At 40.5% G+C, this 16607-nt stretch carries 15 protein-coding genes; 7 read left to right on the forward strand and 8 right to left on the reverse strand.

All coding sequences use genetic code 11. The features are described 5' to 3' along the window. Positions 1 to 84: 84 nt before the first annotated feature. The 7 genes from NZ848_RS16990 to rfaD form a co-directional block, all read right to left on the reverse strand. Complete coding sequence (locus NZ848_RS16990) at positions 85 to 1113, reverse strand: phytanoyl-CoA dioxygenase family protein (RefSeq protein ID WP_259016509.1); 1029 nt, start codon at positions 1111 to 1113, stop codon at positions 85 to 87. A 63-nt stretch (positions 1114 to 1176) separates the two neighbouring features. Beyond that, on the reverse strand, positions 1177 to 1239 hold the full coding sequence (locus NZ848_RS21590) for a KxYKxGKxW signal peptide domain-containing protein (RefSeq protein ID WP_390890896.1): 63 nt from the start codon (positions 1237 to 1239) through the stop codon (positions 1177 to 1179). Next, positions 1226 to 1762: an ATP-dependent protease subunit HslV gene (gene hslV, locus NZ848_RS16995; RefSeq protein WP_253535238.1), complete on the reverse strand. Its 537-nt coding sequence runs from the start codon at positions 1760 to 1762 to the stop codon at positions 1226 to 1228. The genes NZ848_RS21590 and hslV overlap by 14 nt, the downstream gene beginning before the upstream one ends. A gap of 154 nt (positions 1763 to 1916) precedes the next feature. Next, positions 1917 to 3521 carry a pyruvate dehydrogenase complex dihydrolipoamide acetyltransferase gene (locus NZ848_RS17000; protein ID WP_259016510.1) on the reverse strand — a complete coding sequence of 535 codons (1605 nt, stop codon included), beginning with the start codon at positions 3519 to 3521 and terminating at the stop codon, positions 1917 to 1919. Positions 3522 to 3655: 134 nt separating this feature from the next. Continuing rightward, a complete protein-coding gene (locus NZ848_RS17005) occupies positions 3656 to 5815 on the reverse strand; it encodes a hypothetical protein (RefSeq protein WP_259016511.1) in 2160 nt (719 codons plus the stop codon). Between the two features lie 78 nt (positions 5816 to 5893). Next, positions 5894 to 7681 (reverse strand): translation elongation factor 4, encoded by a 1788-nt coding sequence (lepA, locus tag NZ848_RS17010; RefSeq protein ID WP_253535243.1) that lies wholly within the window; start codon positions 7679 to 7681, stop codon positions 5894 to 5896. A 155-nt stretch (positions 7682 to 7836) separates the two neighbouring features. After that, a complete protein-coding gene (gene rfaD, locus NZ848_RS17015) occupies positions 7837 to 8802 on the reverse strand; it encodes an ADP-glyceromanno-heptose 6-epimerase (protein ID WP_253535245.1) in 966 nt (321 codons plus the stop codon). A gap of 209 nt (positions 8803 to 9011) precedes the next feature. Here rfaD and NZ848_RS17020 point away from each other — a divergent pair, with 209 nt between their 5' ends. The 7 genes from NZ848_RS17020 to NZ848_RS17050 all read left to right on the forward strand — a co-directional run bounded on the left by NZ848_RS17020 (position 9012) and on the right by NZ848_RS17050 (position 15588). Then, positions 9012 to 9422 (forward strand): 6-pyruvoyl trahydropterin synthase family protein, encoded by a 411-nt coding sequence (locus NZ848_RS17020; protein ID WP_259016512.1) that lies wholly within the window; start codon positions 9012 to 9014, stop codon positions 9420 to 9422. A gap of 35 nt (positions 9423 to 9457) precedes the next feature. Beyond that, entirely contained in the window at positions 9458 to 10573 is a 1116-nt protein-coding gene (lpxB, locus tag NZ848_RS17025) for a lipid-A-disaccharide synthase (RefSeq protein ID WP_259016513.1), read from the forward strand. Positions 10574 to 10587: 14 nt separating this feature from the next. Continuing rightward, positions 10588 to 11076 (forward strand): hypothetical protein, encoded by a 489-nt coding sequence (locus NZ848_RS17030; protein ID WP_259016514.1) that lies wholly within the window; start codon positions 10588 to 10590, stop codon positions 11074 to 11076. A 123-nt stretch (positions 11077 to 11199) separates the two neighbouring features. After that, complete coding sequence (sufB, locus tag NZ848_RS17035; protein ID WP_259016515.1) at positions 11200 to 12645, forward strand: Fe-S cluster assembly protein SufB; 1446 nt, start codon at positions 11200 to 11202, stop codon at positions 12643 to 12645. Between the two features lie 294 nt (positions 12646 to 12939). Next, positions 12940 to 13995, forward strand: a complete 1056-nt coding sequence (locus NZ848_RS17040; RefSeq protein WP_259016516.1) for a ligand-binding sensor domain-containing protein — start codon at positions 12940 to 12942, stop codon at positions 13993 to 13995. A 57-nt stretch (positions 13996 to 14052) separates the two neighbouring features. Further along, complete coding sequence (locus NZ848_RS17045) at positions 14053 to 14670, forward strand: Crp/Fnr family transcriptional regulator (protein WP_253535263.1); 618 nt, start codon at positions 14053 to 14055, stop codon at positions 14668 to 14670. Positions 14671 to 14799: 129 nt separating this feature from the next. Continuing rightward, entirely contained in the window at positions 14800 to 15588 is a 789-nt protein-coding gene (locus NZ848_RS17050) for an alpha/beta hydrolase (RefSeq protein WP_259016517.1), read from the forward strand. 161 nt (positions 15589 to 15749) lie between these two features. Here the strand turns inward: NZ848_RS17050 and NZ848_RS17055 are convergent, their stop codons facing one another. Continuing rightward, on the reverse strand, positions 15750 to 16601 hold the full coding sequence (locus NZ848_RS17055) for a sugar phosphate isomerase/epimerase family protein (protein WP_259016518.1): 852 nt from the start codon (positions 16599 to 16601) through the stop codon (positions 15750 to 15752). Between the last annotated feature and the right edge of the window lie 6 nt (positions 16602 to 16607).

A 16607-nucleotide genomic window follows, 5' to 3' on the forward strand; every position in this document is an offset into this window, starting at 1 on the left:
AGCTAAACTCCCATTCTGCTATTGAAGAAGAATGGGAGTGATAGAAAAAATTATTGTATTAAACTTCTTAGGCAACCAACAGAGTCAGCCTTTAAAAGATTCTCCTCTTTCTTTCAGTAGATTTTCTTGTTCAGGTATTCTCGGATCCTCATAAACTGTTCCGTTATTGAGTTTAAACTTCTTTGGTTCAACTCCCGGCGCTTCTCTATGATACGGAAGGGCTTGTGCAGACGAATAATGGCAAACGAATGACTTTCGGGTTTGATTAGGGTCGTTGATAATAGAGCCGCCATGAACTAACGCAGAATGCCAGATTAACACGTCACCTTTTTTAATAAGTAAAGTCTGCTTTTCCAGGTTTAGTTCTTTACACTGGTCGTCAAGGTATCTGGCATAATCAAGTGGTGTTTTGGTAGAATATTGTCCGCTATAAAAAATGCCGTTTCCGAAGTTGAACTTCTTTACTTTTTTATGCGACCCTGCAAAATAATATAAAGGCCCCGAGTTGATATGTACATCTTCCACAGGGATCCAGGCAGCAGCTAAATTGCTGGGTATCTTTGCTGTAACCCAGGGATAATCTGCGTGGGTAGGTTGCTGACTTCCATACAGAAAGCTAAGGCTTTGCATGCCTACCACCGGACTGTTAAAAATGGCTTCAAGGAAACTAATAATATCTTTATATAAAAATAGTTTTTTAGCAGCTAAGCTCTGGTTATGGAAATCATTAATTTTAACCATTTTGCCTAAAATCTGCCCGGTTGTCCATTCATAGGCGTGTCGCATTAATTTGGGTTTAAATTCATCACGGTCAATCTGAACGTAGGTTTTAAACTTTGATGGGTTGTTAATGAGCTCCATTACATCAGACCAATACAAATCAATGAGTTCGTGAGGTATAACCTGCTCTAAAACTACGTACCCGTTTTCTTTCCAGAAATTCAGTTTTTCTTCCAGATTATAGGGTAAATCAGCTCTTTGCTGATGAGTTTTTAAGAATTCACTGATATCTGCATTTTCTCTGTCAATCCAGGGAAGTGTTTCAGTGTCGAAATCGCGTGGACCATTAATGCGATAGTAGATTTTTTTTGCAAATTCTTTTAGTTGGGACATGGTGGATTGTTAAATTTTTTGCCGAATTTAGCATTATGAAGCTAAAACCACAACAAAAGTTTATTATTTTAATGTAACCTTCTCTGCTAAATTTTTACCTGATTTTATAAGCTTATAATGTTTCAATGATTATATTATGATTGGTATAAATGCATATATCAGCTGCAATATTTAATCCTTCCTGCACCATCTCAATAGCGCTCATATCAGTTGCGTGTCGTTTTAAGGCAATAGCTGCCGACTGCGCAAACATACTACCAGAGCCAATAGCCGCAATCTGATTATCAGGCTCAAGTACATCACCTGTACCCGATATAACCAGCATTTCAGTTTCATTGGCCACAATCAGCATGGCTTCCAGCTTACGAAGGTACCTGTCCATGCGCCAGTCTTTGGCCAGTTCAATGGCGGCTCTTTTCATGTTGCCACCATAGCTGTTAAGTTTGTCTTCAAATCTTTCTATCAGTGTAAAGGCATCGGCGGTTGAGCCGGCAAATCCTGCCAGTATTTTGCCTCCATGTAGTTTTCTTACTTTACGAACATTGCTTTTGGCAATGGTGTTTCCCATGGTTGCCTGGCCGTCTGCTCCTAAGGCAACTTTACCATTATGTATTACACCAAGTACGGTGGTTGAGTGTATTTTTTCCATTGTTAATTTTTATTATCGGCCACAGGCCCACTATCATAAGCTATTATTAATCCAGATACGGTTGTGGCTATATAACAACCTGTACAAAGAAATAAATCCCTCATGTATTCACTGAGGGATTTATCTATATAAACATAATATGTAACTCAAAATACTATACCAACAATTTGTATGGCTCTTCCAGCAATTGTTTCAGCGTAACCAGAAACGCAGCGCCCGTAGCTCCGTCAACCACACGGTGGTCGCAGGTAAGGGTTAGTTTCATAATGTTGGTTGCAAAGAACTGCCCGTCTTTTACGCCTACCGTTTCTTTAATAGCACCTACAGCCAGAATACAAGACTCAGGCGGGTTAATAATAGAAGTAAACTGATCAATACCAAACATACCCAGGTTACTTACTGTAAAGGTGTTACCTTCCCAATCTTTAGGCTGTAACTGTTTGTTTTTGGCTTTTCCACCAAGGTCTTTGGTTTCAGCTGCAATCTGCGAAAGCGTTTTGGTATTGGCAAAACGAATAACCGGTACCAATAGACCTTCTTCAACAGCTACGGCCATACCAATATGTACATGATGATTTTTACGGATTTTATCTCCCATCCACGATGCATTTACCATTGGGTGTTTGGTAAGTGCCGCAGATACCGCTTTGATAACGATGTCGTTAAATGAAATCTTAACCGGCGACACCTCATTCATGGCCTCTCTTGCCTTAATGGTTTTATCCATTGTTATCTCCATCGTTAGATAGAACTCTGGAGCAGAGAATTTAGATTCAGATAAGCGACGGGCAATTGTCTTACGCATTTGCGAAAGCGGAACATCCTCATAACTTTCCTGACCGGCAGGTGCAGCAGCTACCACAGGGGCAGCGCTTGGCGCGGCCGCAGCAGGCTTAGCCTGAGGTTTGAAACTGTCAACGTCGTTCTTAACTATTCTTCCACCTTCACCAGAACCGTTCACATCAGAAAGGTTAATACCTTTTTCTTCTGCAAGGCGTTTGGCCAAAGGAGAGGCAAGAATACGTCCGTTATTGGCAGCATGAGATTCAGTTGCTGCAGAAGCCTGTGCCGGAGCAGCAGCCTCTTCGGTTTTTGTTTCTGCCGGGGCAGGGGCAGCAGCGCCAGCCTGGCTGTTCAACAAAGCCTGATAATCGGCACCTTCTTCGCCAATTACCGCAATTACCTCATTTATTTTGGCTGCTTTACCAGCCTCAACACCAATATACAATAATGTGCCGTCTTCATACGCCTCTAGTTCCATAGTGGCTTTATCTGTTTCAATTTCTGCCAGAATATCGCCAGACTTCACTTTATCACCTACTTTTTTCAACCATGCATGAATAACACCCTCTGTCATGGTGTCGCTCAGAAGTGGCATCTCAACAGTTTTTGCTTTAATATTAGAAACATCAACAGCAGGGGCAGCCGGTGCAGCAGCTTGTGGCGCTGGCGCAGCTTCTTTCGGCGCTTCTGCAGGTGCAGCAGCACCACCGCCATTGAGCAGGCTTTGGAAGTCTTCACCGGGTTTACCTACCACTGCCATTATCGCATCAACCGGAACCGACTGTCCTTTCTCAACACCGATATAAAGAAGTGTTCCGTCATAATAAGACTCCATATCCATGGTGGCCTTATCGGTTTCTACTTCTGCAAGAATATCGCCTGATTTTACTGTATCTCCAACTTTTTTATGCCATGCTGCTATCACACCTTCTTCCATGGTGTCGCTCATCTTGGGCATTCGGATTACTTCTGCCATTGTATAAAATTTGCTGGTTTTTTTGATTTTATTTATTCAAGTCTTAAAATTATAACAAAGTAGCCTAATGTCCTTGAAAACTTGATAGAATTTAATTTTAAATTTTCGGGTACGGCTCTTTGCTGCCTTTATTTTTATTTGTAAAATACTTCATTTACAGGCTTTTGCAGCAATAGGAGCGTCATATTATCAAATTGCTTCTTTTCTGCTGTTACCGGTGCCAATTTATTGATGATCAGTGAATCGTTAGTTACCAGCGCGCTATACGTAAAAGATTTTTGCGCATTGGGTATAGCCTTGAGTTCTGGCGGATATTTTACGTACTCAAACCTGAAACTGTTACCGTATTTGCTTTTACCATACATAAAAAAAGGATGAACCCAGTTGGTTTCCAGCGCTAAGCCCAGATTATGGTCATTTTTTCTTAAGCTGGCAAATATTCCGTTAAAAGCTTTGTAGGTTTTATTGTCAAATGTAAAATATCCCTGTTTCCATTCTTTACGTTCAAAAATATTATGTCTGGCAAAATCATAATATGGTGTGCGGTCAAGAATCCTGAATATTTCCTTGCGTTCAGCCAGACTCACATCCGGCTTTATCTGATAAGCCACATTGGCGAAGTCCTGGCTAGTGGTTTTGGTATAATATCCTTTTCCGGTTAATTCTTTATATTCTTTTTCACCAAGTTCAGACTCCCGGCCTCCAATGGTGTGCGGTACATACACAAGGGCTTTCTTAAAAAAATAGGCAGCCGGTATAATTGGTTTAAGCGTATTGCAAAAAACAAACGGAAGTGTGGAAATCAACAATAAGGTAATTAGGTTATTCAATAGCCTGTTTCTGTTTTTTATTACCTGCATGCCAATTAACGCTGCAACGGGCATTACACCTATAAAAAATGGTAATTGAGTACGCGAATGAAAGGTTTGCCATTTAAAAATACTGGCATAGCTTATTAAACCAATAACGGCCAGCGTAAAATAAACTAGCACGGTTTTCTTAACCTGTGACTGTCTGTTTTTAGGATAAACAAACCAACAGGCACAAAAGAGAATCAGAAAGAAATGAATAAAATTGCCTGAGAAATCTTCTCCGATAGAAAAAAGCGTATTATATGTGGCAAACGTTGACGCCTGATTGTTGAGGTCATAACCTATAAACTGATGAAAACCCTGAATGAAACCGTCGTAGGCGTAATTCCAGGAGTTAAAAGGCAGACCGATATGGTTACCAACAATTTTTGAAAGATTAGACAGCGTAACTTTTAAACCTGCTTGTTCATTTCTATAATTATAGTATAATAAACTGCCGGGAGAGGGCATCAGGATGTTACCAAAAACTATGAAATTGCGATAAAAGAAAGCGGAAAAGGTTAAGAGAAACAAGCCTACTGAAATAAACCCGATTTTGATGGCTGCCTTCCAGTTGTTTTTGAAAACAAACACTGCATACAATAAAATAAACCCTATGCTATATATAAAAGTAGTATATTTTGTAAAGCCGCCGAGCATAAGGGCTGCAATGGCCCAGTAGAATTGCTTGTCGGGTATGGTGGTTTTATTTTTAAAAATTAAACTGCCAAAAAATAAAAAGCAAATGAAATAAAAACTTGCCAGGTAGTCGTTCTGGCTTGTGGTTGATTGCAAAACCCCCATTGGAATACTGAAAACAAGGATGGCTGCAAGACCTTGCCCTTTTTTGCTTAGCCCCCATACCTGCCCTATAAGAGAAGCAGCCACTAATGAGCCTGCCATTGACACAAACTGCACTGCATTGACAAAGTAATCTCCGCCGGCCAGCACCAGGGTGTGTAAAAGAAAATACTCCGACAAAACGTTGTAATATAGCTGAAAGGGGGAAGTGGTAGGGTAATGCTGCAGGTTCTGGTTTTGTATCCAAAAGTCAGCCCTGGCCAGATGATAATTTAAGGCATCTGTATTATTTGGGGTTACATAAAAAGTAAGAAACCCCAGAACAAGGAAAAGGAAAACGAAAAATAAAGCATTAAAGCCTGATAAGTACTGCGTAAGGCTAATATTGCTTAAATGAACAAAAGCCCATTTCTTCTTTAAAAAAACTACCCTGAATAAAAACAAGGCGAGCAAAACGTAAGATGTAATTAAAAAAACAGAGTTGAGGCAGTTAAAAAACGCTGACACCTCTGTAACTAGAAATACAAACACCGAAAAGGTAAGCAGCGACTTAATGAATGAAACCCTGTTTCCATTATCTTTACAATCTCTGAAATAGAGAAACAAACCTATTATATTAATAAATCCTAATAGAATGGGCATACGTGTTTAAGAATTTTTATCTCACATACCAGAACTACAGGTGCATCAACGCCAAAGCGTTGCCCGGATACGCTTTTATCAGCTGATTTTCAATACTGCCATAAATGCTTCCTGCGGCACCTCTACGGTCCCAATCTGGCGCATGCGTTTTTTACCTTTTTTCTGTTTTTCCAATAGCTTACGCTTACGCGAAATATCGCCACCATAACACTTGGCAATTACGTCTTTACGCAACGCTTTCACGGTTTCACGGGCAATAATTTTAGCGCCAATGGCTGCCTGAATGGCAATTTCAAATTGCTGGCGCGGCAATAACTCGCGTAGTTTTTCGCAAAGCTTTTTACCCCAGTCATACGCCTTGTCGCGGTGCACAATGGCCGAAAGAGCATCAACCGGTTCACCATTAAGCAGAATGTCCAGTTTAACAAGGTTAGACTCACGATAGCCAATCAGATGATAATCAAGAGAGGCATAGCCTCTGGATATGGTTTTTAGTTTGTCGAAGAAATCAAATACGACTTCTGAAAGCGGCATTTCAAAAGTTAGCTCCACGCGTGTGGCTGTCAGGTAAACCTGGTTTTTCAGGATACCTCTTTTTTCCATACATAAACCCATAATCGGGCCCACGTAGTCGGCGGCTGTAATAATCTGGGCATTGATGAACGGTTCCTCAATCCAGTCAATATAGTTGGGGTCTGGCATTTCAGACGGCGCTGAAACCTCCAGCGTATCGCCTTTTTTATCAATTACATTGAAACGCACCGATGGCACGGTGGTTAATACAGTCATATCAAACTCACGTTCCAGGCGCTCCTGCACAATTTCCATGTGAAGCATACCCAGAAAACCGCACCTGAAACCAAAACCTAAGGCTGCTGATGTTTCAGGCTCCCAAATAAGGGCGGCATCATTCAGCTGAAGTTTTTCCATGGCTTCTCTCAGGTCTTCAAACTCTGAAGTCTCAACCGGATAAATACCTGCAAAAACCATAGGCTTTACCTCTTCAAAACCTTTAATGGCTTCTTTGGTAGGGTTTTCAGCATGAGTAATGGTATCACCCACTTTTACTTCTTTGGCCACCTTTATACCTGAAATAATGTAACCAACGTCTCCGCAGTCAACAAAGTCTCTGGCTTCTTTCTGAAGTTTAAGAATACCAACTTCATCGGCAATGTACTCTTTACCGGTAGCCACAAATTTTACTTTGTCGCCTTTACTGATACGGCCGTTCTTTACACGGAAAATAACCTCTATACCACGGTATGAATTAAACTGAGAGTCGAAAATAAGTGCCTGCAGCTCTGCCTTCGGATTCCCCGCCGGCGCTTTTATACGTTTTATAATGGCTTCAAGAATTTCATTGATACCAATTCCTTCTTTCGCACTTGCCGGAATAATAGAATCTCTGTCGCAGCCAATCAGGTCAACAATTTGGTCTTTAACTTCCTCTGGCATTGCGCCGGGGAGGTCAATTTTATTTAAAACAGGTATTATCTCCAGGTCATGGTCCAGAGCCAGAAACAGGTTACTGATGGTTTGTGCCTCAATACCCTGCGACGCATCAACCACCAGAAGCGCGCCCTCACAGGCGGCAATAGAACGTGAAACCTCGTAACTGAAATCGACGTGACCGGGGGTATCTATAAGGTTTAGTATGTATTGTTCGCCTTCAAACGTGTAGTTCATCTGAATAGCGTGGCTCTTGATGGTAATACCGCGTTCTCTTTCAAGGTCCATATCATCAAGCACCTGGGCTTGCATATCACGGTCTGAAATTGTATTGGTAGATTGAAGAAGGCGGTCGGCAAGTGTACTTTTGCCGTGGTCAATGTGTGCAATAATGCAAAAATTGCGAATATTTTTCATTTACTGTTAAGTTCCGGATAAGATTGGCAGTGCCTCTGGTTTTAAAGCCCGCCTGTGTTTGATTCGATACAAAAATGCTGATAGATATATCAGAAATCTGTAACCGATACATTTGTTCGCAAAAATAGTAAGAAAAAGAGGATAAAATGAAGATTCTATAGATATTTATCTCCAACCAGATAGTTACTCACGTAGTCGTGCACTGCGTCTTCCAGTGAAGTAAAAGGTTTTTTGAAACCAATCATGCGCAGCTTGCTCATATTTGCCTGAGTAAAATACTGATATTTATCGCGTATGTCGGCGGGTGTATCTATAAATTCTATCTGTGGTTCAAGGTTCAACGCAGCGAAAGTTGCCTTGGCCAGATCCAGAAAGGTACGCGCTTTGCCTGTGCCCAGGTTATAAATACCCGAGTTACGGCGCGAGTGCATCAGATAAATAAGTACATCAATTAAATCTTTCACGTATATGAAATCGCGCATTTGTTCACCGTCGTTATAATCGGCACGGTGAGATTTAAACAACTTTATACCCCCTGTGGCATTAATCTGATTATAAGAATGAAATATAACCGAGGCCATTCTGCCTTTGTGATATTCATTCGGTCCAAAAACATTGAAGAATTTAAGACCAGCCCAGAAGAAAGGCGATTCTTTTTGTGTAAGAGCCCATTTGTCGAAATCATTTTTTGATTCGCCGTAGGGGTTCAAAGGTTTTAATTGCGGAATCAGCAGCTCATTATCATCGTACCCAAATTCTCCGTTACCATAGGTGGCAGCAGATGAGGCGTATACCAGAGGAATCTGGTATTGATGGCACTTTTTCCATATTTGCTTTGAATAGTTCAGGTTCAGTTTATTGAAAATTTCCTGATCAAATTCTGTGGTGTCTGTACGTGCGCCAATATGAAAACAAAACTCAACTTCAGCCTGATTTTTATCAAGCCATTCAAAGAAAACGTCACGGTGAACAAATTCCTGAATTTTCTTGTTCGCTAAATTGTTCATTTTCAGCGGATTAGAAAAGTCGTCAACCGCAATGATAAAATTAAAGCCATCTTGATTCAACCGTTGTATCAAACAGCTTCCAATAAAACCAGCGGCACCCGTAACAATTATCATAGAACTTTAAGTAGTGTTATTAGATTGCAAATTTAATGCATTCCTAAACGTAAATCCATAGACTTAACTTTGATTAAATTGCACTTTTTAAAGAATATGCCCCGGAACCACTTTAGCAGCAATGTGTTAATGTTTTTTTGGTGATATTTTTGTAAAATTTTTGAAGAATGCCCCGTCCTGAACAGGCGGTGTGAGTAATAATAACTAATATGATTTATATAACCAGGCGTGAGCGATTCAACGCTGCTCACAGATTATGGAATGCGGAGTGGTCGGACGAAAAAAACAGAGAGGTTTTTGGTTTGTGTTCAAACATACACGGGCACAACTGGGAGCTGGTTGTAACCGTGAAAGGCGAAATAAACCCCAATACAGGTTTTGTGATGGATCTGAAAGATTTAAGTAAAGTAATGAAAAGCGAGGTAACGGATAAGGTAGACCATACTTTTCTGAATGAAGACGTGCCTTTTTTGAAAGGTAAGTATCCGACAACAGAAATATTTGCCGTTGAAATCTGGAAAATTCTGGCACCGGTACTGAAAGAAAAATACAATACTACTTTGCACTGTGTAAAACTTATAGAAACACCTAACCATTATGTTGAGTACTTCGGCGACTGATTTCCGGTTTCTGAAGTTCTTCAATACTGATAATTATGAAGTACTTTATTATAGCAGGTGAACGCTCAGGAGATTTGCACGCATCAAATCTGATTAAGGCTATCAGACAGGCAGATGCACAGGCTGTGATAAAAGGTTGGGGTGGAGACTACATGCAGGAGGCCGGGGCAGAAGTATTGATGCATTATAAAGACCTGGCATTTATGGGGTTTGCAGAAGTGCTGGCCAATCTGCCCAAAATTCTTGGCTTTTTTAGTTTGTGTAAAAAGCAGATTGACGAATTTAAACCCGATGGCATTGTGTTGGTTGACTACGCCGGATTTAATATGCGGATAGCCAAATGGGCAAAACCACAAGGGTATAAAATGTTCTATTATATATCGCCAAAGGTTTGGGCCTGGAACCAAAGCCGCGCTTTGCAGCTGAAAAAAAATATTGATAAGTTATTTGTCATTTTTCCGTTCGAAGTAGATTTCTTTCGCAAGTACAACTATGAAGTTGAGTTTGTAGGTAATCCGTTGTTTGATGCCATTGCGGCTTTTAAACCAAACCCTGATTTTCTGAAACAAAACCAACTGGAAGAAAAGAAAATAATTGCTTTACTGCCGGGTAGCAGACGGCAGGAAGTTGAAAAAATGCTTGAACTGATGGTTGCAACCAAAGCGCAATTTCAGGGATACCAGTTCGTTATAGCTGGGGTAGGAAATTTACCTGCCGAATTTTATGAAAAGTTTCTGGGGCATGAGGTAAGCCTGATAACGGACCAGACCTATGATTTGCTGACACATGCGCAGGCCGCAATGGTAACTTCTGGTACGGCTACCCTCGAAACCGCCTTGTTTGGCGTGCCACAAGTGGTGTGTTATAAAACAAGCTGGTTATCTTATAGCATAGCCAGCAGGTTAATCAGAGTGCCGTATATTTCATTAGTTAATCTAATTGCAGAAAAAGAAGCCGTAAGAGAGTTGATTCAGGATGAGCTTACACCAGATAACATTGCTACTGAAATAAAGAAAGTTGTTGTAAAGTCGCCCGAAAGAGATACTCAACTGGCTGACTACAAAAGAATAAGAGCGATATTAGGTAGTGCAGGGGCATCGGCACAAACGGGTAAAAGAATAGTTGAAATTTTAAAAACTGATTTATCATAAATTATTGAAAGACAATGAAACTCCACAAAATAGTATTTGTACTGGTATTGGGTATGCTGGCCATTTGGTCGTGTAAAGACAAAAAAGAAACTGTGCTTAAGTCAAGAACTGAATTGATGGCCGGCGCCTCTTCAAAATCCTGGAAAATCACCAAAGCCGAGGCCAGTATTACCACAGATGCCAAAATTGATCTGGTGTCTACCCAACAAGCATGTATAACAGATAACCTGCTGGTGTTTGCTGTAAATGGTACTTATGAGCTCAGGGAAGGCGCATCAAAATGTAATGCCGCAGACCCGGATTTAATTCTGAGTTCAAACTGGAGCTTTACTGATAATGAAACCAAGTTTAAGATTGACAGAATTGTATTTTTGGGAGTTGAACTAAAGGATACCGTTTTTGAAATTGTTGACCTCTCAGAAAACGTGTTTACCGGCAAAACAAATATTGATTATAAAGGTACCAAATACCAGCTTGTTGCCACTTTCCAGGCTGTTAAATAGGTTAAAACGGTATGTAATCATAATAATTTAATAAAAAAGCGCATCTTATTGCTATTAAGGCTAAATTTGCGAACAAATATTGCTTAACCGGTGTTAGCCTAACAGAGCATAAAGCAAAAATACATGAGTAAGGACTTAGAATTATTAGAAGAATTAACAACCTCTGAATATAAATACGGGTTTTATACAGATATTGAAGCTGATGAGGTTCCGGCTGGATTAGATGAAAGTGTGGTTCGTGCTATTTCTGGAAAGAAGAACGAGCCTGAATGGATGCTGCAATGGCGCTTGAACGCGTTCAGAATCTGGCAAACCATGACCGAACCCCAATGGCCTAATGTAAAGTATCAACCTGTTGATTTTCAGTCTATTAAGTATTATTCGGCACCTAAGCAGACAAAGGTAATCAATAGCCTTGATGAGATAGACCCCGAGTTGCGCCGTACTTTTGAGCGTCTGGGTATTTCTTTAAAAGAGCAGGAGCGCCTGTCTGGTGTAGCAGTTGATGCCGTGATTGATTCTGTTTCAGTGGCTACCACCTTTAAGGTAAAGCTGAAAGAAATGGGAATTATTTTCTGCTCAATGTCAGAAGCTATTCAGGAGCACCCGGAGCTGGTTCAGAAATATCTGGGTTCTGTTGTTCCGGTTAAAGATAATTTTTATTCGGCTTTAAATGCCGCGGTTTTTTCTGACGGCTCGTTTTGTTACATTCCAAAGGGGGTACGCTGCCCAATGGAGCTTTCAACGTATTTCCGTATCAATGCAGCCGGTACAGGCCAGTTTGAACGTACGTTGATAGTAGCGGAAGAAGGCGCTTACGTAAGTTATCTTGAAGGTTGTACTGCCCCTCAGCGTGACGAAAACCAATTGCACGCTGCTGTGGTTGAAATTTTTGCCCATAAAGACAGCGAGGTGAAATACTCTACCGTTCAAAACTGGTACCCGGGCGATAAAGAGGGTAAAGGTGGTATTTATAACTTTGTTACCAAACGCGGTTTGTGTTTTGGCGAAGGTTCTAAAATATCATGGACACAGGTTGAAACCGGGTCAGCCATTACCTGGAAATACCCATCAGTTATTTTGCGTGGCGATAACTCAATCGGTGAGTTTTATTCGGTGGCTGTAACCAATAATATGCAACAGGCAGATACCGGAACCAAGATGATACACATCGGTAAAAACACCAAGAGCCGTATTGTATCGAAGGGTATATCGGCGGGTAGAAGCCAGAACTCATATAGAGGATTGGTAGACATTTCGAAAAGAGCGCAAAATGCACGTAACTTCTCGCAGTGTGATTCATTGCTGCTAGGTGACCGTTGCGGAGCGCATACTTTCCCTTATATTGAAGTAAACAATTCATCGGCTTCTGTTGAGCATGAGGCCACTACCTCAAAAATAGGCGAAGACCAGTTGTTTTACTGTAACCAACGTGGTATACCTACCGAACAGGCCGTTGCCTTAATTGTAAACGGATATGTGAAAGAGGTATTGAACCAATTGCCAATGGAATTTGCAGTAGAAGCACAAAAACTTTTGGAAATTTCGTTAGAAGGTAGTGTTGGGTAATCAGAATAGATTCTGCGTTTCAAATTATATGAGAACCTCTTTGCAAAATGCAGAGAGGTTTTTTGTTGGTATTCTGGTAGAGCCGCAATGCTTGCGGCTTATCGCAGAATTTGGACATTCAGGAATTGGTTTTGTCACACAAAATTGATTTAAAGGTGTAGATATACCATTGAAGCCACACGTAGTGTGGCTCTACGAAAAGATTAACATTTCATTAACCTTTTTTTACAAGTGTTTCGACAAAGCTAAGTGCAAAAACTTCTAGATTTGTTAAACCCCTAATAAATAATGAAAATGACAAAATTTCTACACCTCTATCTTTTGTTGATGCTAGTTTCCGGCACTTTATGCAAAGCACAAATCAGGTCAGACCTGTTTATAGTTAACAGCAATATTGAAACAAAAGAGATACTTACATCTAATGTACCCAGCACTATTAACCGGACAATCAAGCAAGACAAAAAGGGCAACATCTGGTTTGCTGCGTTTGATGGGGTTTATCGGTATGATGGAAAATCATTTACTAATATTATAAAGGATGTAAGCTCTGCCCGTTTTTTTTCTGTTACAGAAGATAGAAAAGGGAATTTCTGGTTCACGTCCATTGGTTCTGGTGTTTATTATTATAACCCCTCGGCAGGTGAGAAATCTTTTCGGAATTTTACAACTAAGGATGGACTTGTCAATGACAGTGTTCCTTATAGTTATGAAGATAAGAGAGGTAATATGTGGTTTGGTACGTTAGGCGGTGCAAGCCGCTACGATGGGAAAGCGTTTCAGAATTATAAACCGAATGGCGGATTACCAAATGCTAATAAAGACGATAATGATGTGAATGCTATCATTGAGGACAAAACAGGGAAATTCTGGTTTGGTACAAGAGGCAATGCTTACGTTTATGATGGCAAGAAATTTACTGTACTTACCAACAATGGTGAAACATTTACGAATGTCCGCTCGATAATTGAAGACAAAAAGGGGAATATCTGGCTTGGTGGGAAAGATGGTCTTTGGCGCTATGACCCATCAGGTGCGCTCAGGGCCGGAGGCAAAGTATTTACCAATTTCACAAAAGATTTTGTAGGGTTTATTTATGAAGATAAAAATGGAAACATCTGGACGAGCGCACAAAATGGGTATACCAGAAGATGGGAGCTTGCCCGATATGAGGCTAAGTCTTTATCCAATCAAAAGCCAACTGTATCCAAAATAAATCCAGAATTTGAGGCTAATACAGGCATGATTTTCGGCATTTTAGAAGCGCATGATGGAAGCATCTGGTTTGGCGCTTTAGATGGCGTACGCCGATTTGATGGAAAAGTCATTACCCACTTTAAAAATAAGAAGTAATAGGTTGCAAAGGAAGTTTTAGGAAAAACTTGTCGGGTTTGCATGTAATGAGTAGCTTTGATAAACCTTGTATCTACTCCTATTATGCCTACCGACCTTGAAATACTCGCTCAAGCCCTAAAAGCACTGGCTGATATTGATGAAGACGAATTCAGCATCTCGGCTTCTTACTGGCAGAAGAAAAGCTACAAAAAAGGCGAGTATTATAACGAGTATCGCAACGTATGTAAGTATCTGGGGTTTATTCTGGACGGAGTATTCAGAACTTATTATGTTGATGATGATACCGGTGAAGAAAAGAATGTTTTCTTTTACTCAAAAAATCAAGTGGTGGTTTCTTTTAAGAGTTTTATTACACAAACTCCTTGTAATTACTACACACAGGCGATGACTGACTCGCGGATATTATACATTCATATTGATGATTTGAATAAATTATACCGGCAGTCGCATCAATGGGAGCATCTGGGTAGAATCATTGCCGAGCTTGCCTTTGGGGTATCGATGAACCGTACTGAAAGTTTTCTGTTTCAGAAACCGGAGCAGCGGTATCTACAATTACTGGAAGACCACCCCGATATTTTCAATTCAATACCTCTCTATCAGATATCTTCTTATCTGGGTATTCAGGGCCCATCCCTCAGCCGTATCAGAAAACGTCTGGTAGGGAAATAATTCATTCAGAAAAAAATTAAGGTTTCTGTCGATTTTAACTTAGGTTAAAATTATTGTCATGCCCATGTATGACCTTTGTGGTGTAGTCAACGATGACTACGCCAACAAGAAACATTAAATTTTACTACAATGAAAAATATCACAACCAATAACATCGTATTCATTACCGGCGCTTTTGTACACAATTCCTCATGGGAAGAATGGCAACGTTACTTTGAGAGTAAAGGCTATAACACAGTGGCTCCCGCATGGCCTTATAAAGACGCCCCAACTGCTGCCGACCTGCGAAACAGACAACCCAACGACACTGATTTAGCAGCATTAACGCTGGATGAACTGATTGACCATTATGCTAAAATTGTAAGCAGTTACACAGAGAAACCCATCATCATCGGGCATTCATTAGGTGGTTTAATTACCCAGATACTCGTAAACCGTGGTCTGGCCGCTGCCGGTATTGCTATTCATCCGGTGCCACCTTTGGGTGTTTTTCCTTATGAATTTTCGTTCCTGAAAGCTGGCTGGAAAGCGCTAGGGTTGTTTACATCATTGAAAAAATCATATCTGATGTCATTTAAAGACTGGCAATATGCGTTTGTAAACACTATGCAATTAGAGGCCCAAAAAGAAGCCTACGAAAAATACACCATACCTGAATCTAAAACGGTGGCCAGAGGTGGTTTAACCAGCGCAGCTAAAGTAGACTTTGCCAAACCTCATGCGCCTTTGCTGATAACCTCTGGTGATTTAGACACCATTATTCCTGCACATTTAAATAAGCGTAATTATAAAGCTTATAAACAGTCTGGCTCAATACTCGATTACAAAGAATTTAAAGGCCGTAACCACTATGTGTTAGGCCAACCCACCTGGAAAGAAGACGCAGATTATATATTGGAGTGGTTAAATAAACAATGATTTCAGATTGATAATAGCAAAGAGGAGAGACCGGGTAGTTTCTCCTCTTTGCTTTTTGTTGATTCAGTATAACAGTGATTGAAGTGGTACGCCACCCCGGTCACAACTATTTAAACAAAGGTATTTTATTAGTAATAGCGACTGAAGTCGGCATAGAATGATTATTCCGTTAAACCTTTCAAATACGCAATGCTTTTGGGTACGTTGATAAGCTCATTGTTGCTTTCATCTTCAATAAAAAAGTGCTTGATGCCCGCCTTTTTAGCTTCTTTAAAAATATTTACCCAGTCGGCCTGGCCTGTGCCTAATACCACATCATTTTCTGACGGCGTATGACCTGAGAAATCACCTTTGATACCTTTTTTCAAATCTTTTACGTGCATCAGTTTCCAGCGGCTGCCATATTTCTTTAACAGTGCTACCGGGTTTCCGCCTCCATGAATGGTCCAGAGTACATCCATTTCAAACGAAACATAAGCCGGGTTGGTATTCTTTATCAGGTAGTCCATTAAAGTGCCATCTTCATAAGGTCTGAACTCATAACCGTGGTCATGATAACAAAATGTTATTCCGTTTTCTTTCAACACTTTTCCGGCATAGTTAAAATCTTCTACTGCTTTTTTGGCATCTTCAATTGTAAAGTTGTCGCCTTTATGGGGTATCCAGGCACACATAACAAATTTAGACCCCAAAGCCTTCGCTTTTTTTACGATTTCCTCTGGTTTCCGTAGCTCTTCATATCCTGCGCCGGTCGACGGAATCTTTATTCCGCGTTCATCACACATTTTTTTAAATTCCTCTAACGAATATCCGTTGGCACCTCCACCTTCAATTTCGGTTATTCCCAGCGCTTTTATAAGGTCTAATGTACCCGGCACGTCCTTCGGCATTATGTTTCGGTAGGTGTAGGTCTGCAAACCGATAGGAGCAGTGTAAACCATTAACTTCTTCTGGGCTTTGGTTCCATGAAATAAGAATAAACCCAATAAACTGTATAGTACGATTTTTTTCATTGTAAA

Source organism: Emticicia fluvialis, from assembly GCF_024793945.1.
Lineage (GTDB): Bacteria > Bacteroidota > Bacteroidia > Cytophagales > Spirosomataceae > Emticicia > Emticicia fluvialis.